This is a genomic window from Cytophagales bacterium, from assembly GCA_033344775.1.
Lineage (GTDB): Bacteria > Bacteroidota > Bacteroidia > Cytophagales > Cyclobacteriaceae > JAWPMT01.
The window spans coordinates 373,851-397,024 of sequence record JAWPMT010000007.1; the positions used below are offsets into that span (position 1 = coordinate 373,851).

General features: G+C 43.9%; 19 protein-coding genes. 8 read left to right on the top strand and 11 right to left on the bottom strand.

Translation table 11 applies throughout. The features are described 5' to 3' along the window. From R8G66_33630 to R8G66_33655, 6 genes are all read left to right on the top strand, one after another. Nucleotides 1-873 carry a DUF58 domain-containing protein gene (locus tag R8G66_33630; GenBank protein ID MDW3197367.1) on the top strand — a complete coding sequence of 291 codons (873 nt, stop codon included), beginning with the start codon at nt 1-3 and terminating at the stop codon, nt 871-873. A 2-nt stretch (nt 874-875) separates the two neighbouring features. Further along, nucleotides 876-2,036, top strand: coding sequence for a BatA domain-containing protein (locus R8G66_33635; protein MDW3197368.1), 1,161 nt, complete (start codon nt 876-878; stop codon nt 2,034-2,036). Then, a complete protein-coding gene (locus R8G66_33640; GenBank protein MDW3197369.1) occupies nt 2,033-4,279 on the top strand; it encodes a hypothetical protein in 2,247 nt (748 codons plus the stop codon). Before R8G66_33635 ends, R8G66_33640 begins: the two co-directional genes overlap by 4 nt. Beyond that, nucleotides 4,276-5,961 carry a hypothetical protein gene (locus tag R8G66_33645; protein ID MDW3197370.1) on the top strand — a complete coding sequence of 562 codons (1,686 nt, stop codon included), beginning with the start codon at nt 4,276-4,278 and terminating at the stop codon, nt 5,959-5,961. Before R8G66_33640 ends, R8G66_33645 begins: the two co-directional genes overlap by 4 nt. A 10-nt stretch (nt 5,962-5,971) precedes the next feature. Beyond that, the gene (locus tag R8G66_33650) at nt 5,972-6,439 is read left to right on the top strand and encodes a hypothetical protein (protein ID MDW3197371.1); all 468 of its coding nucleotides are present in this window, start codon (nt 5,972-5,974) and stop codon (nt 6,437-6,439) included. A 73-nt stretch (nt 6,440-6,512) separates the two neighbouring features. Further along, nucleotides 6,513-6,674: a hypothetical protein gene (locus tag R8G66_33655; protein ID MDW3197372.1), complete on the top strand. Its 162-nt coding sequence runs from the start codon at nt 6,513-6,515 to the stop codon at nt 6,672-6,674. 50 nt (nt 6,675-6,724) lie between these two features. On the opposite strand, the gene R8G66_33660 is transcribed toward R8G66_33655, so the two are convergent. From R8G66_33660 to R8G66_33680, 5 genes are all read right to left on the bottom strand, one after another. Next, on the bottom strand, nt 6,725-9,358 hold the full coding sequence (locus R8G66_33660; protein MDW3197373.1) for an ABC transporter permease: 2,634 nt from the start codon (nt 9,356-9,358) through the stop codon (nt 6,725-6,727). Beyond that, a complete protein-coding gene (locus tag R8G66_33665; GenBank protein MDW3197374.1) occupies nt 9,355-9,693 on the bottom strand; it encodes a helix-turn-helix transcriptional regulator in 339 nt (112 codons plus the stop codon). Before R8G66_33665 ends, R8G66_33660 begins: the two co-directional genes overlap by 4 nt. A 64-nt stretch (nt 9,694-9,757) precedes the next feature. Continuing rightward, nucleotides 9,758-10,186: a hypothetical protein gene (locus tag R8G66_33670; protein ID MDW3197375.1), complete on the bottom strand. Its 429-nt coding sequence runs from the start codon at nt 10,184-10,186 to the stop codon at nt 9,758-9,760. Nucleotides 10,187-10,258: 72 nt separating this feature from the next. Continuing rightward, on the bottom strand, nt 10,259-13,963 hold the full coding sequence (locus R8G66_33675; protein MDW3197376.1) for a zinc-dependent metalloprotease family protein: 3,705 nt from the start codon (nt 13,961-13,963) through the stop codon (nt 10,259-10,261). Between the two features lie 202 nt (nt 13,964-14,165). Further along, entirely contained in the window at nt 14,166-14,408 is a 243-nt protein-coding gene (locus R8G66_33680; GenBank protein MDW3197377.1) for a hypothetical protein, read from the bottom strand. Nucleotides 14,409-14,571: 163 nt separating this feature from the next. On the opposite strand from R8G66_33680, the gene R8G66_33685 reads away from it, so the two are divergent. Further along, nucleotides 14,572-15,720, top strand: a complete 1,149-nt coding sequence (locus R8G66_33685) for a hypothetical protein (protein MDW3197378.1) — start codon at nt 14,572-14,574, stop codon at nt 15,718-15,720. Nucleotides 15,721-15,808: 88 nt separating this feature from the next. On the opposite strand, the gene dnaK is transcribed toward R8G66_33685, so the two are convergent. Both dnaK and R8G66_33695 read right to left on the bottom strand, forming a co-directional pair. Then, entirely contained in the window at nt 15,809-17,743 is a 1,935-nt protein-coding gene (gene dnaK, locus R8G66_33690) for a molecular chaperone DnaK (GenBank protein ID MDW3197379.1), read from the bottom strand. 537 nt (nt 17,744-18,280) lie between these two features. Beyond that, nucleotides 18,281-19,141, bottom strand: a complete 861-nt coding sequence (locus R8G66_33695; protein ID MDW3197380.1) for a LytTR family DNA-binding domain-containing protein — start codon at nt 19,139-19,141, stop codon at nt 18,281-18,283. A 242-nt stretch (nt 19,142-19,383) separates the two neighbouring features. Between R8G66_33695 and R8G66_33700 the strand changes: the two genes are divergently transcribed. After that, complete coding sequence (locus R8G66_33700) at nt 19,384-19,974, top strand: DinB family protein (protein ID MDW3197381.1); 591 nt, start codon at nt 19,384-19,386, stop codon at nt 19,972-19,974. A gap of 61 nt (nt 19,975-20,035) precedes the next feature. Here R8G66_33700 and R8G66_33705 read toward each other — a convergent pair whose 3' ends face one another. The 4 genes from R8G66_33705 to R8G66_33720 are packed head-to-tail and all read right to left on the bottom strand — an operon-like array spanning nt 20,036 to nt 23,073. Next, nucleotides 20,036-20,860 carry a DUF4097 family beta strand repeat-containing protein gene (locus R8G66_33705; GenBank protein MDW3197382.1) on the bottom strand — a complete coding sequence of 275 codons (825 nt, stop codon included), beginning with the start codon at nt 20,858-20,860 and terminating at the stop codon, nt 20,036-20,038. 8 nt (nt 20,861-20,868) lie between these two features. Next, nucleotides 20,869-21,723: a DUF4097 family beta strand repeat-containing protein gene (locus R8G66_33710; GenBank protein ID MDW3197383.1), complete on the bottom strand. Its 855-nt coding sequence runs from the start codon at nt 21,721-21,723 to the stop codon at nt 20,869-20,871. A 24-nt stretch (nt 21,724-21,747) separates the two neighbouring features. Further along, the gene (locus tag R8G66_33715) at nt 21,748-22,545 is read right to left on the bottom strand and encodes a HEAT repeat domain-containing protein (GenBank protein ID MDW3197384.1); all 798 of its coding nucleotides are present in this window, start codon (nt 22,543-22,545) and stop codon (nt 21,748-21,750) included. Between the two features lie 3 nt (nt 22,546-22,548). Then, nucleotides 22,549-23,073, bottom strand: coding sequence for a sigma-70 family RNA polymerase sigma factor (locus tag R8G66_33720; protein MDW3197385.1), 525 nt, complete (start codon nt 23,071-23,073; stop codon nt 22,549-22,551). Nucleotides 23,074-23,174: the final 101 nt, after the last annotated feature.

The window sequence follows — 23,174 nt, forward strand, 5'->3', positions numbered from 1 at the left end:
TTGTCTCAACCTGCTGTAAAAGTCTGGTCCTTCGACCCCTCCATGCTGGTATCCATTTCGGATTTTGACTGGCTGGTTCGTGCCCTGGCGAAAGGGATTCTTTTTGGAGGAAGACATAGCCTGAGGTTGGGAGCAGGCATGGAGTTCAGCCAGTACCGACCTTATAGTCAGGGAGATGACCTGAGAAGGCTGGACTGGAAAATGTACGGACGAACGGAACGCTTTTATATCAAGCAATCCGAAATAGAGACTGACATCCATTTCAATTTGGTGATTGATCATTCACTTTCGATGACCTACGCCGAGCAGGATATGTCCAAGCTGAACCAGGCCAAATTAATGGCTGCTCTCTTCGGATACATTGCCCTGCGCAATGGAGATAGTTTTTCACTAATCATGAGTGGCCACCAGCTACCCGTCGGACATGGGGAAAAGCAATGGCAACGGCTGTTACATCGACTGATTGCATTGCAGCCAGTTGCAGACTTTCACCCCAAAATGTTGGCAGGTCATCAGCCCGGGGTAACCCTGGTATTTTCAGATTTCTTCGGAGAAGGAGCGGATTGGGCCAGGCTAATGCAGGATTACAAGCGCCCCAGGACAGAAGTGTTTGCTTTTCATATGCTGGGTAAAGTAGAGCAATCACTGGATTTTTCAGGGTCTATTGCCTTTGAAGACCTGGAAACCAGCCAAAAAGTAAAAGTGAATGCGAAGCAGCAAGGAGAAGAATACCGGAAGCGTTTTTCAAGTTGGTTGGACGAGTTCAAGTCAGGCCTGATGCAACAGGGAATTTGGTATGAAACTGCACATTTGGGAGAACATCCTGGCGAGTTGGTGCAGCGATTTGTGAAGAAAACCCGACTAGCTTTTTAATCATGTTTTTGGGGACCACTGCATATTTGATTGGATTGCTATCGGTGATTGTACCCATTGCCATTCATTTATGGAGTAAGAAAACGCGAAAGACCATTTCTTTTGGAACCATACGATTCCTCACCGAAGATGATACCCAGGCTATCAAAAGCTTGATTCCAACTGAATGGTTATTACTGTTTTTAAGGGTCATGATGTTGGTTATATTTCTGTTGATCATGAGTGAACCTTTTTGGAAAATGAATAAAGAAACATCCGGACTGGTACTCATTGATCCAGCTTACCAAACCCACTCCAATTTTGAATTTTTGAAAGACTCTTTACAAGAAGAAAAAGAGGTGCTTTGGTTCAGTCAGGGGTTTCCATCCATCAATGATTCCATTTATAAATCTAGTGTCTTTCACTGGGAATTATTGTTTGACCTTGAAGAGAAATTCTCAGAAAGCGTAACCATCATTTCACCAAAAAGAATGGCTCAGTTTGTAGGTAATCGACCTGTATCATCGAATGTGAATTGGGTGAGTTTGCCTCAGGAGGGTCAACAATGGAGAGTCGGTGAATTCATGACTGGAGGTCAACCAATGATCATTTCAGCTACTACAGAGGAACATTTCACTTATTTCACACATGAGCAAAAGGATGGAGCTACATTAGATTCACTTTCAGTGACGGTAAGTATTCAATCTGATCAGGCTTATACCGATCTGGCTGAGTTCATCCAATTGTCGATTGAGGCCATTAATGCTGATAGCCCTTTGCGCATACAAATGGTAGATGATACCCAGGCAGAATGGTTGATTTGGTTGAAGAACGAACCTGCCCCGGAACAACGGAAGTTGATTTTTGCAACAAATAAACCTGACCAGCAACTGCTTCGAAAGGTATCTATGGATATATACGCGATAGCAGTATTCGGTCTGGAGAATTTTTTAGCTTACAATTTCCCGATTCAACTGGAGCAGGTTTTAGGAAAGGAAAAAGTTGATATTGCCTCATTCGATTGGCGTTCATTGTCTGATGATCAAATTCCTGCCAGTTCAGCCAAGGCAAATTCAGTTCCTGTCGAGATGACAAGCAGTCTTTCTCACTGGTTTTGGGGGTTATTGTTATTGATATTAGTTGCCGAAAGATACCTGTCACTTAAAACCCGAGCTGCGGAATGAAACTAAATGCAGCCATATCGAAAGTATATCAGCAGTGGGTGCTTCGTTTTTGGATCAGGGATTTTGTGATGCTCTTGCTCAGCGCCATTGTTGTGTCACCATGGATTGATTCCGTTGTTCTTCTGGTTGCGATCGCCTTGGGTATTCGAACCATCGTTTCCTTTTTCCTGAGAGATAAACCTAATCGGGAAGAGGCCATTTCTTTATTGAATCATCAGTTTCCAGAATTGGAGTTCAGTGCCAAACTAATTGAGGGTAAGGAGTTGAAAGGCCTGGCTGCGCTTCAGCAAAAGAAGATTGAGAAACGGCTGGATGCCGCTGTTAAGGGATTCAAATATCCGGTGAATTGGACGCTATTGTTTTTATGGATCATTGCTGGAGGAATGAGTTTCCTGATTAAACAAGTTCCGAACGGGACCCAAGAAACTACGGCAGAGCAGGTGCAAATTGTTAATGCACATGAAGCTTCTGATCGGGCGCTGATACCAGAGCTGATAAACTTGCGATCCATTAAGCCAGATATCCAACCTCCTGGTTATACGAGACTGAAAGCCTATATTTCTGATGCGGACATTCGAATGCCTGAAGGGAGCGAGGTGACCTGGTCGATGGATTTTTCAGGTGTTCCAGCCTCCGCCTTCCTTCATTTTTCCAATGGTGACAGTCTGGCTTTATTATGGAATGAGAAGATAAGATCAGTGCGATCACAAAACCTTGATCAGGGGTTTTATTGGGTGACGTATTTTGATGGAATTACAGAGCAGCGAACACCCTATTATAAAATAGAAGTCGTGCCTGATGAGCCTCCGGTAGTCGAAATATCTGGCATCGCTCAATATCAGGAATTGCCTTTCAGCGCTGAAGCAAGTTTGACATTCGAGGCAAGTGTCCTCGATGATTATGGCTTAAATGATGCCAGTATTGTGGCCACGGTAACCAAAGGAGAAGGAGAGTCAGTCAAATTTAGAGAAGAGCGATTATCTTTTCAGTCCGAGGTTTCAGGAAAGCAATTTTCCGAAAGCATGACCCTCAATGCCAGTGATTTTGGTATGGAGCCAGGCAATGAACTGTATTTCTATCTGGAAGCTTCTGATAATAAGGAACCTGCCAGTCAATCTAACCGGACAGAGACCTACTTTTTTGTATTGGAAGACACAGCGAATGTCGAATTTTCTTTGGTTGGAAGTTTAGGTGTGGACCTAATGCCGGAATATTTCAGAAGCCAGCGACAGATCATCATTGATACAGAAAAACTATTGGCGGAAAAGGACGATATATCAATTGAAGCATTCAAAGCCAGAAGTAATGCCCTGGGGTTTGATCAGAAGACTTTACGCATCAAATATGGTCAATTCCTTGGGGAAGAAGCGGAAAGCGGTATTGCTATTGAAAACGAAATAGATGCGGATGAATTAGAAGAACTGGATCAAAAGCAAAACCCGCGCAGAATGCGAGAAGAGCATGACCACAAGCCAGGAGAAAACGTACTCAAAGAATTTGGACATGACCATGATCACGAGGATGAGGAGGGACAACTTTTGGACAAGGGAACGGAGCAATTGACAGAAGCAGAAAAAGCGATCGAGGAGATCGCCCACAACCATGATGATGCGGAAACGGCTACTTTTTATGAAGTTTCACTTAGGACAAAATTGAAAACCGCACTTAGTGAAATGTGGGATTCGGAATTATACCTGCGGTTATACGAGCCGGAGAAGTCTTTACCGTATCAATATGCTGCATTGAAACTGCTCAAAGAAATTAAGAACCATGCCCGAATTTACGTGCAGCGAATTGGGTTTGATCCGCCTCCGATTACAGAAGATGGTAAACGTTTAACGGGAGATATGGATGAAATCAACGCACAGAATTTTGATGCGAACGCGGCTGATTCTATGGCCTTTCCTGCGATCCGAGCGGCTATCTTCCAATTAGGACCGTTGACTGCTGTTAAAGATTCCGTACCTAATCATTTTCAGGAAGTACTGCAACAAGCAGGCAACGAGTTAGCGGCCGAAGCCATCCGATATCCCTCTAAATATCTTGAGGAACTAGGAATGATCAGTCGATTGATCAAAATGGAGTCTTTTGATCAGGAGGCATTGTCGGAAATAGAGCAATTGAAGCAAGTGTTTTTGTCCCTACTAGACGCAGAAGAGGTCCCAGTTCCGAATCGAGCTTCTTCACATCCTTTGACCCAACGCGTCAGGGAAAAACTATCCATGCAATCGAGTCGTCCATGAATTTTGCGGTAGAATGGACATGGATGGAAATAGGATTGATGATTTTGGGTATCGCCCTGGTATTGTTCTGGGAATTCCGATTCCAACCCAGTCGCCGAAGAATCCCCAGAGTAGTTTGTTCGTTATTCGCAGTAGCCGCTTTGTTTTTATTGTATCTCCGGCCGTCGGTAATGGTTGATGCGACGATTAAAACCGGGGTAATTCTCACCGAGCCGATCACCACATCGCAGAAGGATAGTATCCTTCAGAGTGAAGGCGTTATTGAAATGCACTCTATCCAAGATCCAGGTGAAGTGCCATATACTTTGGAAGCCATTCTGGTGCATGGAGACGGTTTGGAAGCATGGCAAATGAGTCGTTTTGAAGGATATCCAATTGAATTAAAGGCTCTTTCTCCAGAAGAAGGATTGATGGGCGTTCAGGTTCCGGAAATTATAGAGGGCATCCCCTTCGAAATGGCGTTGGAAATCAAAGCAAAATCTCCAATGGCATTTACGATGGTAAGTCCGGATGGTGAATCAACCAATAAATCAATTGCTGTAGGAGAGGCTCCTTATCACTTTTCTGGCGTGATCAAAACGGCCGGACTTTTTCAGTATGAATTCGTTGCAACTCGTGATCAGGATACGATTTTTTCAGAGACCTTACCTGTTCAGGTAAGCCCATCGAGGAAAGCCAATGTGCTTTTGTTAGGTGCCTTCCCTTCCTTTGAATGGAACTATCTGAAAAACCATTTGGCAGATCTTGGTTTTGGTGTGGCGAGCAGGTTTCAATTATCTCAAGAGGTATTTCACACGGAATTCCTCAACATGCCTAAGACCAATTTGTCGAACATCAATTCGTCCTTATTGGATCAGTTCAAGTTAGTACTGATAGACGGAGCTACCTTTGATGGACTTGATATTCGTCAAAAGCGAACAATATTCAGGGCCGTGGAATTGGCGCAGGTAGGCTTATTTCTGATGATCGACGATTTGTCAGAAATAGCTGCTATTAGCCGGATCAATACGATTCGAGGTGAAGGTGAAGTATTGGTGGCTACCTCAGAAAAGCAGATCCGACTTTTGAAGATGCCTTTCAGTGTGCGTGATCAAAATTGGAGTTCACTCAGTTTTCAGGGGCAGGAAGTAGGTGCACTAATGACCAGAGGAATAGGAAAAATTGGATTCAGTATGATTGCCAATAGTCATGTGCTTGAGTTGCAAGGTACTCCTGAAGTCTATGGTCAACTATGGGATCAATTACTCTCGCCAATTGTGGGTTTTGATATCTCCGACAATCCATTTTATATTCCATCTTTCAATTTTGTAAATCATCAATCGGATATCTCTTTCAGTCATTTCGGACAGCCTCAGGTTGTTATTGACGGTCAGTTGATTCCACCAATCAATTCCCCTGTACGACCGGACTTTTGGACGGTGAGCTATTGGCCAAGTAGAGAAGGCTGGCATTCTATTGAGATAGATGGACAGGAAGCAACACACTTTTTTGTTCATGGTTCAAACGATTGGGTGACCTTGCAGCGTTTTGAAAAACAGAGATATAATCAGCTCTTTTTTGCTACCAATCAGGTTGAAGAGCGATCGATTAAACAAATCGAAAAACCGATTTCAAGATGGATTCCCTTACTGATCTTTCTTTTGGCAATGACTGGATTGTGGCTTGAAAGGAAGTTGAGTTAATTTTAATGATATGAAACAATTGAGCGGCTTCTTGATAATCATGTGCTTGTTGATCGGCTGTGCCGTGGTACCCCAATATGCCTTACATCAGGAAAAATATTTCCCGGAAGGGTTAGAGGAAGTTTATCTGGGCATGCCTGGTAAGTTCCTGGACAAAACCCGGACAGATACGAGCTTAGAGCTTGTCACTGATGATCCTGATTCCACCCGAGTAGTTTACCGGGAACAGCACAGTGGAAAAGCTTTTGAAGAGGTACTGTACTTCACAGATGCCCAAAACGATCAGGCACTCTACGAACTGCAAGTGAATTACCCGGAAGGCACCAATGTCTATGAAGAAGCGATTAAGCTTTATGGTGAAGCCAATTCTGATGAAGGCGAATGGTTCTTCAAGACGGAAGAGAATTTCAATGTCATCGTATGGGTGCAAGGCCAGGGAATGACTATTTCTGCGAGGGAAATTCGGAATCAGAATTAATTCCTTTCAAATCATTTATCTCTATTGAACGTAATAACTATAAAATATGGATGATAAAGACAGACGTTCTCAAATGGAATTACTTCTTGTCGAAGTGATGAGAAGCAACGAAGAGTTGAAAACCTTGAACCTTAGGGTAAAAGAAGATGTAGACATCAGTAAAAAGAGGTTAGATCTACTTGAAATGCCCTGGTGGAAGCGCCTTTTTGGTATGACACCTGCTCATTGGAATTGACAACTGCAAAACCCCAACAACTAAACAGTACTTCAAAACAACACGATCTCTCATTCATTCTTCAAAATCGAAGTAGGATTCACAACCATCACACGGTACACCTGAAAGGCAAGTGTAGCGACTGAAACCGTAAGCATAATGGCCAAAGCTAGAAGCGGGAATCCTGGTCCAAGCGAAATCGCATAAGCAAAATTGGCCAGCCACTTCTCCATGAAAAAATAGACGATCGGTATCGCTCCAAGTGTAGCGAATACCACCAACAGCAGGAATTGCCGACTCACCAATCGAGTGATCTGTTTCAGGTCTGCACCCAATACCCTGCGAATACCTATTTGTTTCAGATTCAGGTCGATGTTAACCGATGAAATGCCGAATAGCCCTAGAATGGCGATAAAAATAGCCAGGCCAGTGAATACCTTGAGCAGTGTCGCATATTCTTGTTCCTTCCCGTACATGGATTGCAGTTGCTCATCCAGGAAGCGATAATCCAACGGATAATTTCCTCCTGGAAAAACTTCACTCCATTTCAAATCGATTTTCCGCAGCACCTGACTGATGTCTGGGCTATCATACCTTATCAACACATTTCTGGGTACTCCCAACCACATGACCAGGGCCATTGGACCAATTTGGTGGTGCAGGCTTTTGTAATGGAAGTTCTTATACACACCAATGATCTCGAATTCATTTCCGGCGGTGAATATGACCTTTTCTCCAATAGGATTGTCAAAGCCTAATTTCTCCGACAATGTTTCGTTGATCATGATGGCTTGAGTCGAGTCTCCACCGATTTCTCGAGAGAAATAACGGCCTTCCAGTACTTCTAAATCAATGATGTTTTCGAATTCATAGTCCACTCCGAAATAGGCAGTTTGTAAGACTTCATCCGTACCCCAGGACCTTAGCCTGAGCGGATTGCTGCTGTTGCTGCCATCCAGATTGGGACCGTAGCTTGTTGAAACGATTTCAGGTACTTCGCTTAAGGCATTGACAAATGCATCACGTTTATGGTGCATGGCTTCACCCCTAAATTTGGCCACGATGACTCCTTCATGATTGTATCCTAATTCCTTTTCGGAAAAAAAGGAAAGCTGTTTGATCACCACAAAGCTCACCATGATTAATGCCGCTGAAATCCCGAATTGTAGAAGCAACACCAGATTTGCTGGAGAGAATTTGGAGCTACGTCGCCATAATTTTTGCTGGAGTAATGAAAGTGTGGAATAGATGGATAAAGACCCTCCTAAAAGTAATCCGCTGCATAGGGTGAACAATCCTATAATGCCCAAGGAGAAAGTGAGCATCGGGATCAGACCCGAAAGCGTGAAAGGAGGTAAAAGGTCCAATGATTCGTTGGTGATCCAAATGATTAGCCAGGCCGCTATTGCAGCCAATGATAGTAAAAGAAAGGATTCAGTTGCCATTTGGTGGATCAGTCGTCTTTTTGAAGCTCCGAATACTTTTCTTACTCCGATTTCTCTTGTACGTGTGCGGATCAACGCCACCGAAATATTGTAATAATTGAAGAAGGCGATTACCAGAATGAGTACGGCAACAATGGCTAAATTTCTGAGATTTTCCGGATCATTCACGCGGTATAGCCCTCCTTGCGGATTAGGAAGGTGGCCGGAGTACAGATATGCATCGGCTAAAGGTTGTAATTCATAAGCTACCTGGGTTCCGGAAGGTGGTCGGTCATTGCGAGCCACAGCGACCTGGATCATTTTTTGTCGGACCGAATTCAAATTAGCTCCGGGAGTAAGTTTCACATAGGTGGGGAATCCTAGCCAACGCCAGCTGGTAATAGGTTCTAAACCTCCAGGTCCAGGTTGATAGGTATCGAAGGAGATCAGAAAATCAAATTTCAGATGGGATTGTTGCGACGGGTCCTGAATCACTCCAATCACTTTTAGATCGATAGAGTTATCGTAAGTAATGATCTTTCCAATAGGGTTTTTTCGTCCGAAATATTTCTCAGCAATAGATTCCGTAAGAACAATGGTATTGATGGTAGCCAGTGCCCCGTCTTCGTTTCCTGTTAACCATTCATAGGAAAACATCTCCAGAAAAGAAGGGTCGGCAAAGAAGACCCGATCCTCATAAAAGGACTTGTCCTCATGATGCATTTGCACACTGTAGGCATATCTCAATCGTGCAGATTGAAGCACCTCAGGGACGGCTTCTTCGAATGCCGGGCCTGCGGCTGGAGGAATCAACGGATAGTCAATATTGCCAGAGGCACGTTCATAATGAATGCTCACCCGATGGATCTGCTCATGTTGGGTATTGAAGGTGTCAAAGTTCAATTCATGATTCAGGTACAGGATAATACTCAGGATGCTTGTAAGTCCCAGAACCAGGCCAAATAGATTGATCATGAAATATATGCGGTGCCTGCCAAATGTGCGATAACCCACCTTGAAATAATTGAGCAGTAATGCTGAAGCCAAGCGAGATACTTGACGTTTTTCGTGGTATTGCAAAGAAATTTCTTGAAGATCAGCATAGTGCTCCTTCAAAATTTTATCAAAAGCACCTGCTTCAGATAAGCCGTTTTTGATGTGTGCTTCAAGTGTCATTCGGAAATGATCTTCCAATTCTGAAAGATCACCTTCTTCGAAATTTCCTGATTTCATCAACGATTGCTTCCATTGCGTAAGGGCTAATTCCAGATTGAAGCTCATAACTGAGAAGGGTTTAGGTTCCACATTCGGATCAAGACACTCATCATTTCGGTCCATTCAGACTGCTTTTCTGTCAATAAGGTACGTCCTGATGGCGTGATGACGTAATACTTTCGTTTGCGACCATTTTCAAGGATTCGCCATTGTGCGTGGATGTGGTTGTTTCGTTCCAGCCGATGTAAGACGGGATAAAGCATGGGTTCACTCCATTCCAGTGTACCACCGGAAAAGTCTTTCACTTTGCGGATGATCTCATAACCGTAGTTTTCTCCCTGAAGCAAAATGGAAAGGATAATTGGGACGGTAGAAGCCCCGATCATTTCTTTTGAAAGCATACTTAATACTGTTAGGTATTTTACCTAATACGATTAAGTATAGATTGGGTTTGGTTTTTAGTAGTTATTCTTTGGCCACCTTCAGCATTAATGTCAGGAGTGGACTTAATTTTTCATTGGGAGATTCATCGTCGAAATAGTGGTCCAATTGATTTTCTGCTGTCTTGATGATGATTTGTGAGTGCCTGGCACCATCGAAAGCCCGGTTATTCGTTGGGGATTCCAAACGGTTAAAATCAAGTTGACCAAGTGAGGTCAGTATTTGTCCTAAGTGCTTTTTCTCTTTTCGCTTCAAACACGCATGGGATTCTTCAGAACTGCCACTTCTTCGATTTCCGCTTTGGTAGTGCACCGAATCCGGAGTGATTCTGATCTCCTGGTAGTCCCCAGAACGAGCCTGACTCTGGAAAATGATTTCTGACCAGTTTTCCAGGGATTGTGCTCCTGCAGTTCCTGTCAGAAGAAGAATAACTAAAGAGATCGTCAATCGCATGTCGAATTTGTTGCTTTAAAATAAAGAAAAAAGGGGCTCGAGCGCCCCTTTTTAAACTTCTATTGATGCTAATTATTGCTTCAGGATCTTCATTGTTCTCACCTGATCTGCAGCTACTACTTTCAGGATATAGATTCCTGGATTCAGAGCAGACATATCAAATTCATCTTGTCCGATTCCCTTACCAATTACCTGTCCTGATAAAGAGATCAAGCTGACGTGAGCGTCTTCGGGAACACCTACCACATTCAACATTTCACTGACGGGGTTAGGGTAAACAGTGATTTCGGATAGATCGATCACAGGCAATTCTTCCTCGACAGGAGTTTCGACGATGGTATTTGTTGATCTTGAAGTACTGGTTGTACACCCTGTGATTACTACATCGTCAATATAAACCCAATCACTGTTGCCAGATGCATCACAACGGAAACGTAGACGAGTATTTGATGTGAAAGGGCCCTGGATGGTTACCGCATCATTTTCTCGTACATTGTTCACAAACTCGTCGCCCTGATTCCACTCTTCGACAATGGTATAGGAAGATCCTCCATTGGTTGAAACTTGCAACCAGAAGTCTTCATTGGCATTATCCATGCTGCGGGCCAGGTAACTGAACGAAACGGTAATTTCTTCGAATGAAGACAGGTCGAGGTTGTCGGTAGTCATCACGGAAGTGGAAGTATTGTCACGCAAACGAATGCTGTACGTTCCATTTGAATACTGTGCATCATTGGCACTTCTTCGACAATCAGAACCTCCATCATTCCAGATGCCAAATCCGCTTTCGAAATCATTGGAATTTACGGTGACATTTGTACAACTTCCGACATCCGCGGTTGTCACACCAGTGGACGCCTGACCTGAAGTATTGCCTGCTGCATCGTAGGCTTCAACAGCTACCGTGTAAGAGGTATTGGCGCTCAATCCGCTGAATGAATAGTTGGTTGTGGCCGAAGTACCATCCAGAGAACCATTCAGGTAAACGTTGTAGCCATTCACTCCAACATTATCTGTAGAAGCCGTCCAGGAAATGTCAAACGAGGAAGCCGTGATGTTGGCGGAAGCCAGGTTTGTCGGTGTAGAAGGAGCCTGCGTATCAGGTGTTCCTCCTACAATATTAACGGTGTAATCTTCCACCTCTCCATACGTAAACGACTCACAAGGCGTAGGAATGCCATTGTACTTCAAGGAAACCCGCATTCTGGTTACGCCCTGTGTGGCAGAAGCAGGAACGGTAAATGAACCGGATACCGGAGTAGCCTGAGTCGGGCTTTGGCTGAAGATCTGCTCACCAGCATCCTCAAAATCGCCATCTTTGTTGTAATCAATCCAGGCAGCATATCCTTCGGAGTAAATCGTACCTGTCCAGGTAGGAGTGACAGAAATGTTGTAGGAAGTATTCAGGGTCAGGTCCGTAGATATCGAAGTGAAATCTGTGTAACCACTGGGGTCTACTCCGGATGAATTATTGATTGATCCGACCTGAACGTTACCAATATACTCGTCGCTTACATTGTTGCCATTAGAACTACAGTAGTTCAATTGTACTTCTGTCGTGGTGAAATTCGCCGAAGCAGAATAAGCAGAGTTACTTCCACCTGAACAAGCACTTCTTACTTGCGCTTCATAGGTTGTCAAAGCAGTAAGTGAAGTCAAGGTGAGCGCATTCCCTCCAGAAGGTACTACCGTCCACGTCGAGGTTCCGGTTTCACGATACCGAACATCATATGTAGCTCCTGAAACGGCATTCCAGTTTAGATTAGCCGTACTGGCAGTAACACCAGAAGCAGCCAGCCCCGTTGGTGTAGTTGCTGTACATGGTATGGCTCCTTCGATAGAGAAGTTCGCATTGGAAATATCGTAGAAAATATTGTCTGCTGCTTCTACCATGATTCGACAGTTAGTAGAAACATTATTAGGAACGGTAATGGATTGCGATCCGTCATTAGGCGTGTTGGCAGCCAGGGTGATCGGATAAGTCAATCCGCCATCTGTACTCAAAAGGATGTTGACATTGGCACAGCTGACTGGTGCTGAGCTGGTTCCGGCTACATCCCAGGTCACTGTCTGGCTTTGGCCCACATTCCAGGTTACCGAAGTATTAGGTGCATTTACTACGAAAGGTCCTGCACTGCCATTCACTGTGACCGTCATCAAGTCATCATTCGTCTGTCCGCCACCCGCTGCATTGTCACGAACGGTCAGTGCAAATTCCATGGTTCGAGCCACTGAAGGCACAACTTCCCAGGTTGGTGAGAGGTTACCTGCAATGACATCATTCAAATTAGGCATGTATCGATTTGGCGAAGTGGTGCCTTCTATAGATCGGAATAGTGGGCCTTGCGTCCAGGTGGACGCTGGGGAGCCGTTTCCAGGAGCGCGCTCAGGATCATTTTGTTCCCAGCAATAGGTCAGGACATCCCCATCAGGGTCGGTACCTGCTCCGCGCAATACGAAAGCAGTAGATCTTGGAATCGTGTAATCTGCTCCTGCATTGGCGGTAGGAGGGTTGTTTGACAGGTTGATTTCCTGTGCACAGCCCGAACTCACACCATTTTGTATGTTATTCGAAATGTCACGGATATTCACATAGGCAAAATAAGCGTCACTGTTGCTCTGTACGTTGGAAGAACAAATACCTGCATATCCCATGATGGTAGACCCACTGGCAGGCTCTACTTCGGTTGAACCACTTCCACTTCTGGAACAAGTGTTCATGACGTGATAGCCTCCAAACTGGTGCCCCATCTCATGAGCGACGTAATCAATATCAAATGGATCTCCAGTAGGATTGGTCCTGGCAGTAAATGCACTTCCTTTTGAACCTGAGGTACAAACACAGCCAATACATCCTGCATTACCATTGTCCTGAGTAGAAAGGAAAAGGTGTCCAATGTCATAATTCGCATCACCAATGGCATTGTCAATGACCGTCTGCGTGGTATTATTAAATTCATTGTTCCAGGGATCAGAATTTGTAGCTCCGAAATAGATGATCTGATCGTTATTGGGAACAATCTCCATGGTAATGGCCAGGTCTCTTTCGTAGACACCATTCACGCGGGTCATGGTCACGTTCATCTGTGCCAGGATATTGGCCGTTTTTTGAGCGTCCGTTCCTGAGCCTGCAAAAATATTTCCGTAATCAGCTGTACAAGCGATGGCCAGGCGGTACTTCCTGAGCTTGCTGTCATTGGTTTTATTCGCATGATCATGACCTTTATGGTCATCGTCCATGGACTTGACCTCAGAATCTACCAGGCATTGAAAGTCCTCTTCTTCTCTGCTAAGAGAACTTCGGCTATACACTTTGTAGACTTTCTTGTCGGCAGTATGAGGATCTATATAAGACATATTTGTCTTTCCCGACATGACCATTCCGTGGAAACCCAGTTGGGAAACACTGAATCGGATCGTTGCGGAAGGGTCATCGATTCCTTTTCCTGCATAGGATTTGATACCTGGGTATTTTGCTTGCAGATCAGGATGAAGGGTATTGGTTTCCATGATGGTATACCGCTCAAAAACACCAGTTACAGAGGGAAATTGAATGGTCACTTCTCTGGATGCGAACTTACCTCTGACAGGCGAGCCTTGTAATGAAGCATTTAACCCGGCAAGGTCAAGTTCATATAAATCAAAAGAGGAAGGCATTTCCTTTGGAACGATCACTCTCTGATTTGACTTGACGGAATTAGTTCTTTGCCAATGCTGTGCATTTACAGCAAAAGCGCAGGTAGTCAAAAGACAGACTACCGCAAGTAATCTTAACATGTTCAGTAAAAATTAAAGGTTGATTTAAAAAAGTAAATCTAGAAGAAATATTTGTTTATGCAACAATATCCAGCAATTCCAATCGGTCAATTTCGAGAGATGTAAGATTATTCTGCAATTAATCGAACGGCGATAATTTATTTTGTTGAAAATGTTTCAGCACTTAACGTGAAGGGGTCTTTGAAATAACTAAGTTTTAGGATTAGAGACTATTCTTTTCAGCCAGGTACCTCACCCTGCAAACTACCGCTTCTCCGAAGAAGCATAATCCGGCATTGAATACGATCAAAGAGCCGGTCCCGGCCAAAACCCAGTCCATGGTAGCAGCACCACTTTGTTTTAGCCCGAAGGATTCTGTTACGAAGCATAAACCAGCACCTACCAGGACCAATCCCAGGGGTGCATAAAGAAGCCATTTGCGGTAGTATTTACTTTTAGTAGCCATGAAAGACTAATCTCCATACGGAGGAAATTGTTTTCAGCCGCACTAGATGATCTCAGCCTCAAGGCTGTAAGGAATTATACTACTCCATGTGCCTCCAGTCTTAAAATTCAATTCATCAAGCTGCGCCGAGCATTGAAGTTTTGTCCTAAACAAAGTGCAAAACATGGAACTACTTAAACCTATTTACTCGCGATTCATTTTTATGATTGTTTTCCTGGGGCTTATCAGACCTTTGATCGCCCAAAACCAGACGTTGCCCACAGTGGCCGTGCTTGGTGTTGAGAGCAATGGTATATCAAACAATGCAGATGCGGTCTCATACATGGTCAGGTTAGAGATCGAAAAGCTTAACGTCTATTACATTATGGACAAATATGATGTTGCAGAGGTGGCAGCTCAGAACAACATTGATGTGGCCAACTGCTTTGGGAAGAACTGCGTCACAGCAGCTGGAAAATCACTGAATGTGGACAAAGTAATCTCAGGAAGCGTGGATCGTTTTGGTGAGAAGGTCATCATTTCCTTAAAGCTGTATGACGTAAATACAGGAACTATTGAAAAACAAAGTGCGATGGAGTATCTCAATCTTCAAAGTGAAATCCAACGCATGATACGTGTCTCAGTCAAGAAATTGCTCAATGTTGATCCTGATCCTGCGGTCATGAATCTACTGGTCAATTATGACGTGCCGGTCGAAAACCCGCTCACCAAACTGTCTTTGAATGGTCCCAGAATGGGATTCTCTGTTCCTTTTGGGGAAACACAAGACATATTGACCTCAGAATTGAGTGAGGGTGGCTTTGACATGTACCCAGCCATGTTTCAGTTTGGCTGGCAGCAAGAAGAGCAATACCTAAGCGCAGGAAATTTTCAGGCTTTGATTGAGGGAATTCTCCTGTTTGGAGGGTTGGAGTCAGGAAGGCTCATTCCATCCCTGTCCATTCTCAATGGATTTCGCTTTGGGAAAGCAGGCTGGGAATTTGGTTTTGGGCCTAGTTTTAGGATTGCGAAAGAGGCAAGGGGATTTATTGGCGACGGGAACAATGGAACGATAGAAGGCCGGTGGTATTTGGAAGAGGAATTGGGTAGTCTAGGTGCTGTTCCGGATGATTCGTATTCAATTCGAGACCGATTAGACAGCCGGGGAGACCTTAAAGTTTCAGCTAATTTGATTTTTGCTGCTGGCAGGACTTTCCGCTCCGGATATTTGAATGTTCCTGTTAATGTATTTGTCTCGCCGCGAAAAGATGGTACGGTGGTGGGTCTTTCGTTTGGATTCAATATCCAGAAAAGGTCTAGTACTTCACCTTGATTAGATAGGGTATAGGGCTTATCTAAAAACCAACAAAAAACCCTCTTCATTGCTGAAGAGGGTTTGATTTATAACTAGGGAAATGGATTTATTTTTTATCGTCCACTTCCTCGTATTCTACGTCAGCGACATCAGCGTCTGAACCTCCTTCGGCCTGAGCATCACCAGCGGCGCCAGCGTCAGGACCAGGAGCGCCTGCTCCACCTGCAGCTTCTTGCTGCGCCTGATAGATTTCCTGTGAAGCAGCTTCCCAGGCTTTGTTCAAGGCTTCCATTGCGGTATCGATCGCAGGAATGTCTTTCTTACCGTGTGCTTCTCGAAGTTGGTTCAACGCACCTTCGATTGCTGTTTTATTAGCCTCTGAAAGCTTGTCACCAAATTCTTTCAATTGCTTGTCAGTTTGGAAGATCAAAGAATCAGCCTGATTCACTTTTTCTACCTCTTCTTTGGCCGCCTTATCCGCGTCAGCATTGGCTTTCGCTTCGTTCTTCATCTTCTCGATTTCTTCATCGGTCAATCCGGATGAAGCTTCGATTCTGATTTTCTGCTCTTTGCCAGTTCCCTGATCTTTTGCAGAAACATTCAGGATACCATTCGCATCAATATCGAAAGTCACTTCGATTTGAGGTACACCCCTTGGTGCTGGTGGAATGCCATCCAGGTGGAATCTTCCGATAGACTTGTTATCTCTTGCCATCGGACGCTCTCCTTGTAATACGTGGATTTCCACAGAAGGCTGCTGATCTGCAGCGGTAGAGAATGTCTCAGATTTCTTGCTAGGAATGGTCGTGTTAGACTCGATCAATTTGGTGAATACACCACCTAAAGTTTCAATACCTAGAGAAAGAGGAGTAACATCAAGAAGCAATACATCTTTCACTTCTCCTGTAAGTACACCACCCTGGATACTTGCTCCGATCGCAACTACTTCATCAGGGTTTACACCTTTTGAAGGTTTCTTGCCGAAGAAGCTTTCTACTTCCTCCTGGATTTTAGGGATTCGAGTAGATCCTCCAACAAGGATCACTTCGTCGATCTCACTCACGCTCATGCCCGCATCACTCAAGGCTTGCTTTACAGGCTCCATGCTTCTGCGTACCAGATCATCTGCCAATTGCTCGAATTTGGCTCTTGACAAAGATCTTACCAGGTGCTTAGGAATACCATCAACAGGCATGATGTATGGCAAGTTGATCTCAGTGCTGCTAGAGCTTGACAACTCAATTTTTGCTTTCTCTGCAGCTTCTTTCAATCGCTGAAGGGCCATAGGATCTTTCTTAAGATCAATGCCTTCATCGTTTTTAAATTCTTGTGCCAACCAATCAATGATCACGCCATCGAAATCGTCTCCACCGAGGTGAACGTCACCATTGGTAGATTTCACTTCAAATACGCCATCACCTAATTCCAGAATAGAGATATCGAATGTACCACCACCAAGGTCATACACCGCGATTTTCATGTCTGCATTCTTCTTGTCCAGACCGTAAGCCAAAGCTGCTGCAGTAGGCTCGTTGATGATTCGTTTTACATCAAGTCCGGCAATTTGGCCAGCTTCTTTGGTAGCCTGACGCTCAGCATCGTTGAAGTAAGCAGGAACAGTTACTACTGCTTCAGTTACTTCCTGTCCTAAGAAATCTTCCGCAGTAGACTTCATCTTTTGCAAGATCATTGCTGAAAGTTCCTGAGGAGTATAGTTTCTATCGCCAATCTGCACTCGAACAGTATCGTTAGATCCAGACTCGAGATCGTAAGAGGTGTTGGAGATTTCGTTTGAAACTTCAGAATATTTTTTCCCCATGAATCGCTTCACAGAGCTGATGGTGTTTTTTGGGTTGGTGATCGCCTGACGTTTTGCAGGGTCCCCAATCTTTCTTTCACCCTTGCCATTGTCCAAAAAAGCAACAATAGAAGGGGTGGTTCTTCTACCCTCACTGTTTTGGATAACAACCGGCTCGTTACCTTCCATCACGGCTACGCATGAGTTGGTGGTTCCTAAATCAATACCAATTATTTTACCCATTTCTTGATTAGTATATATTGTTAAATTTTTTCCTGTGTCGAACCTCCCTTGATCAAGGGTTGTGCCAAATTAGGCAACATGACATAATGACAGAAAGGCATCTTAAACCGTCAGAAATTTGTCGATTTTTTAATGACACGGTGACTCTCTGTGTCAGTTTCAGAGGACCTTTTGACGGATTATGACAAACGTATTTGTGTCTAGCGAATTTCTGAGACCATCTTCAAAAATTGAAATTTCGATTTGGCGTACATTTCCAATCTACAATGAAGAACCATCTAAGATGGCTCACCATGCCCTCGGCAGGAAATCCAGAACTGGAAAATCACTATTTCGGATGAAGACAACCAATTAACTCAATTACTGTTAGATCAGTGAAGAATTATATTTCTCGCTGAGTATTCGGATTGATCCACTTTATTGAAGGCTGGAATAAAGTAGGGGGATTAGAAACGCTGGCTGTTATAGAAGTCCTGACCTAGGTTGGGAACTAAACAAAAACGCAAGAACCCGGGTCCAGGACCCGGGTTTGATTTTTTATGGCCTTTGTGTTTTGATCCAGGTTAACAAATCCTTGCGTCTGTAACGACTTACTGAGATTCCTTGTATTGGAATGCTGCCATTGAGCTGAATGCTCAATTTTCGATTTTCTCCTTTTTTGATCTCTTTAATCGTATGTCGGTTAATAATCACCTGACGATTGGCTCGGAAGAATAGCTCCGCAGAAAGTAATTTTTCCAATGCTTCCATCGACTCAAATTGTGAGGTAATAACTTTTCCTTTTGAGTGGAAGAGAATTAGTTCGTTTTTGAGCTCGATCAGCTCAATTTCTCTTTGAGGGAGGATGATCTGTTTTTGCCCCATAGAAATGATCAGGTCTGTAGATGCTGTTTGCGGCTTATCTATAGAAAAATCCGGGGATTGGAAGGAGCAATACAATAAGTAGATCAGGTTTTCTATGGAAACGACAGCAATCGTCAATATGAAATACAAAAAGTAGTGCCTCGGATAAATCTGACCATTGATCGCCCAATAAAGGCAGGAATAAACGATCAAAGCCACAATCACATTGACAACTAAAAATTTAGAAGCTGTAGCAGGATTGAGCTCACCGGTTTCAAATAATCTTTTCTTCAAAATACTGGTAGCGATCCAGGAGCTTGAGCAGACTACAAAGACAAAAAGAAAGCCATACCAGAAGATGGACCAGGGGAATTCAAATTCATTGGAAAAAATGGCATGATCTGAACGAAGTAAGGCATTGATCAATGCCAGTAGCAGCGCTACTCCATATCTGATGCCAGCTGTTTTTGGACGAAAATCAAATACGCGTAGGTCTTGGATAGGTCGGGTGAAAGTGCCTGTCAATTCCATGAAGTTCAAGTGATCAATTAGCAATGATTTTGTTTTCAGTGTACGTAATTCTGGGACTGGGTTTTGAAGAAAATGACCAACGGAAATTCATTTACAGATTATGCAGCAAGTATCATCACTCATTATATAGGTACCATTCAGTAGCGAATTAGGTACCATTCCGGGTTTTTCTTTCAAAATCAATCCCCAAACTGACCATTCAGGTCGTCTACTGCTGTGAGAAGCCCATGACCATGGTGCTAATCGTAGAAACTCAATTTTTATATATGATGAAACAAGTAGTACTATTATTCCTGATTGTAATGACGACTTACACGTTGCCCGCACAGAAGAAGAAACTCTCTGAATCTGAAATTCAATTTTTAGAAGGCAATTATCAAACATCGACGGCTCTACTTGAACAACTGCTGGAAGGGCTTCCTGATTCGCAGTGGCGAAAACGACCTGCAAAAGGCAGCTGGAGTATTCAGGAGACAATGGAGCATGTCATACTGGCGATGACTGCTCAAATCAAAGGTTTGGAGAAAGCGCTATCGACTAAATCTGATGAATTCAAAGATTTGCGGAACCGAGATGGTTGGTTGCTGTCAAAAATTGCTGATCGGGGAGTAAGGGTGAAAACGCCTTTAGAACCGACCGGAAATGATTTATCGAAAGAAGCAATGATGGAAGAGTATAGAATTCATGGAGCACGATTCCTCGATATTCTTCGTGATAAGAAAACCGAATTCCGAAATCATTATGGTAATTCACCTTACGGAGAGGTGGATGCCTATCAGTTGATGATCTTCATACCGGGACACATACAAAGGCACCTGAGTCAGATGGAAGAAATACTTCGAGCGCTGGAAAGCTGAAAAAGCAAAAAGGCCAATTCAAGATGAATCGGCCTTTGTTTTGCTGCTACGAATAATTAGATCAGCTCCTTTTCCGGATCAGAATATCGCCATTCATGTTTTTGAAGGTGAATTCGGGGCCACCGTTATTGATCTCGCCGAATACCCAGGGATTGATGGTGATCTCATAGTTGCAATCGTCACAATCTCTTCCGCGTTTGACCTGATTATTACCTGACTTCATTTCCATATCAAAGTCCGTGTAGATCTCACCCTGGTCGGATTTCATTTTGGCTGAGACTTTCGCGGAAGCAGGTAAGGTCACGTCCACATTGCCATTCAGCGTAACAAAGGACATAGGCGCATCGTCATCCATTTTAACAAATCTTACATTGACTTGACCATTTACTGTATTGCAAACTACCGAGCCTGAGATTTCATCCAGGTTTACACCTCCATTGACACCTGATATTTCCATGGCCCCATCGACGGATTTCACATCGATCACCCCGTGTATGGTATGCAGGTTTAAGTCAAAGTTCGATGGAATTTTAATTGTCAGATCCGTTCTTTTCTTCCAGGATTCCGTGTTCACGGAGACGACATTGTCATTTTCCTTGGCTGTAATTTTCGCTGGATTGCTGGCGATACGTTTCATGCCGGGAGGAGCGGAACGATCTTTTTCGCGCTCTTCTTCCTCATTATGAGATCCAAAACTGGCTTCTATGATTACTTCCTGGCCATTATATCCTTCAACATAGATGTCGCCATTGATCTGGTTCACTTCTAATAGTCCTCTTTCTCCGGGACTGCTTAGCGGTACGGCTAATTTCTCATTGATCCCAGTTTGAGCCATGGCACTCAATGACCCGATTAGGAAACTTATTATCAATATCTTTTTCATCATTTTTCTTCTTAAATTCTTTTCAAAAACATGTCTCCATTCAGCGTTTCGAATTGAAACCTGGGGCCTTCTGATTGGCCAATTTTCACTGAGGTGGTCTGTTGTATCTCAAACCGAGTTGTTCCGCCTTTTCGATCTTCGGTCTTTTTAACTTCCGGAGGGATTCGCTCATAATCAAAAGCCGAAAACAAGTCACCTTGCATGGATTTGGCTTGTACTTCCGCGGAGAAATCTGCAGGCAATTCCAGTGTAATGTCCCCATTGATGGTATTGAACCGACTATCCTTTGTAGGTCTTGCGGCATAAGTGATGTCTATGTCTCCATTGATCGTCGAGATGTCGGCGGTTTCTTTGGCCCCGTCAATGAATATGGGGCCATTGATATTTCCGGATCGTTCAATGATGTTCATGTTGGTGATTCGGATCCGACCGTCATTGATGGTAGAAGCATGAAGCTTTACATTGACGGGAACTCGTAGCTTGTAATCGTACGCATAATCATAATCCGGACCCTCACATTGCATGCCGCCGCCGCGGAACCGATTATTGTCTAGATATTTGACAAAAGGGGCTTTCATGCGTAGACGCAGTTCATCTGTTGACTTTCGTTCATCTAGTTCAAGTTCTTCCATCGCTTGATCCAGCTCTTTTTGATTATCCGCATTGACCGTGATGTTGAGAACTAATTCTATGGTGTTGCCTGCGTATCCTTCGACAATCACATCTCCTTGAATATTGTCAACAATTAAATGGTAGTCGCCATTGGCCGGGACTTCATAACTTCTTTTGATTTCTTTTTGATCTCTGGTGGCGCTGATCCCGATGATGGGAATTAGCAAGGCCACATAAATGATTAAGTTTTTCATGATTTTATTTTGGTTTTTGACTTTCTATATGGACTTGAGTTGATCGATCGTAGACTCAATTTTTGATTTTACAGCTTCATTGATTTCCTCATCGGTCATCAGTTTTTCGAATTCTCCGATGGCTTGCTTTTCTCGGAGCGACAGCATCGCATCTGCAATGGCCGATTGCACAATAGGAGAGGACTGAAATGCGATGCTTTCCACCATGATCTGCCGGGCGGTGGCATTGTCCCAATAGCTGAGCAAGGCATCAATGGCTGCCAGCCGTACATTCACATTGTCATCGGTTTGCAAAGTGTTTCCCAATACCTTGATCACTTTGTCGTCTACTTCAACAAATTCCTGTGCCATACTCACGGCTTTGATCCGCTGCTGTGCCCCGGGCTGTTCGATCAAAGTGAGCATCATCATCTTTTTCATGCCCTGAACCTCATTGGTGAGTGTGGCTATTTCTGATTGTTGTGCAGGATTTCGGAATACTGCGAACCCTATGACCAGCCCAATTAGTGAAAAAGCGAGCCCCATTCTAAGGTTAGCAGTCAGCCAACCCGGCAATTGAAAAGATCGCTGGGATTGCTTAGCACTGCCTGCCATGTATCCGGCCAGTGCTGATTCAAATCGGGCATCCATGGCCATGCTTGGTTCCGGTGTTTCTATTTTGCCTAGTTGGTTCCAAATGGTCTTGTCCGCGTGAAGTTCCTCCTTTAAGTCTGGGTTAGCTTCCAAATAGCCTTTCAGAGGCCCTGTTTTTTCCTCACTCAGTTCACCAGCCAGAAAATCCATGTACCACTCAATGGCAATATTATGATTGATCGCTTCCATGATTTACACCTCCAACTTTAAATAAGCCTGTCTCAATTCTTTTAATATCCGATGCACACGGACTTTAACCGCACTTTCGGTCACTCCTAATAAATTGGCGACCTGTTCGTATTTCATTTTTTGGAACCGGGTCATTTCGATCAGTTCCCTTTTCTCTGGGGTCAGACTCTGCAAAGCTTGTCTAAGCATGCTCAGCTCATCGCTTTTCTCCGCAGCTACCTCCGCATTCTTTTCATCACTCAATTTTGCTTCCCAGTCTCCCATATCTTCTTGCCAGCTGTACCGGCTATATTTTTTGTAATGGTCGTGGTGGATGTTGCGCGCCATATGGAAGATCCAGGTTTCAAACTTGCCATCCTCCGAGTAAGTATGCTTGTATTTGAGGATGCGCATGAATACGTTTTGAACCAGATCTTCACTGGTAGCTCCGTCTCCCGTCAACCGGTAAAAAAATCCAAATACCCTTCTGCTGTAGCGGTGATAGAGCAAGGAGAGCTTTTCCAGGTCTCCTTTCTTCACCTTTAACATAAGCGCATGATCTGATAGTGAATCCAATATTCAGGTTGTTAGTCACCGGGTAAACCGGCCGAAATGAGGAAGGTTACATAGGCTTGGAAAAAATATTTTCA

Excerpts from the sequence above, each read along its gene's own strand:
- R8G66_33635 (MDW3197368.1), top strand. The coding sequence starts at position 876 with ATGTTTTTGGGGACCACTGCATATTTGATTGGATTGCTATCGGTGATT.
- R8G66_33640 (MDW3197369.1), top strand. The coding sequence starts at position 2,033 with ATGAAACTAAATGCAGCCATATCGAAAGTATATCAGCAGTGGGTGCTT.
- R8G66_33645 (MDW3197370.1), top strand. The coding sequence starts at position 4,276 with ATGAATTTTGCGGTAGAATGGACATGGATGGAAATAGGATTGATGATT.
- R8G66_33650 (MDW3197371.1), top strand. The coding sequence starts at position 5,972 with ATGAAACAATTGAGCGGCTTCTTGATAATCATGTGCTTGTTGATCGGC.
- R8G66_33655 (MDW3197372.1), top strand. The coding sequence starts at position 6,513 with ATGGAATTACTTCTTGTCGAAGTGATGAGAAGCAACGAAGAGTTGAAA.
- R8G66_33660 (MDW3197373.1), bottom strand. The coding sequence starts at position 9,358 with ATGAGCTTCAATCTGGAATTAGCCCTTACGCAATGGAAGCAATCGTTG.
- R8G66_33665 (MDW3197374.1), bottom strand. The coding sequence starts at position 9,693 with ATGCTTTCAAAAGAAATGATCGGGGCTTCTACCGTCCCAATTATCCTT.
- R8G66_33670 (MDW3197375.1), bottom strand. The coding sequence starts at position 10,186 with ATGCGATTGACGATCTCTTTAGTTATTCTTCTTCTGACAGGAACTGCA.
- R8G66_33675 (MDW3197376.1), bottom strand. The coding sequence starts at position 13,963 with ATGTTAAGATTACTTGCGGTAGTCTGTCTTTTGACTACCTGCGCTTTT.
- R8G66_33680 (MDW3197377.1), bottom strand. The coding sequence starts at position 14,408 with ATGGCTACTAAAAGTAAATACTACCGCAAATGGCTTCTTTATGCACCC.
- R8G66_33685 (MDW3197378.1), top strand. The coding sequence starts at position 14,572 with ATGGAACTACTTAAACCTATTTACTCGCGATTCATTTTTATGATTGTT.
- dnaK (MDW3197379.1), bottom strand. The coding sequence starts at position 17,743 with ATGGGTAAAATAATTGGTATTGATTTAGGAACCACCAACTCATGCGTA.
- R8G66_33700 (MDW3197381.1), top strand. The coding sequence starts at position 19,384 with ATGATGAAACAAGTAGTACTATTATTCCTGATTGTAATGACGACTTAC.
- R8G66_33705 (MDW3197382.1), bottom strand. The coding sequence starts at position 20,860 with ATGATGAAAAAGATATTGATAATAAGTTTCCTAATCGGGTCATTGAGT.
- R8G66_33710 (MDW3197383.1), bottom strand. The coding sequence starts at position 21,723 with ATGAAAAACTTAATCATTTATGTGGCCTTGCTAATTCCCATCATCGGG.
- R8G66_33715 (MDW3197384.1), bottom strand. The coding sequence starts at position 22,545 with ATGGAAGCGATCAATCATAATATTGCCATTGAGTGGTACATGGATTTT.
- R8G66_33720 (MDW3197385.1), bottom strand. The coding sequence starts at position 23,073 with ATGTTAAAGGTGAAGAAAGGAGACCTGGAAAAGCTCTCCTTGCTCTAT.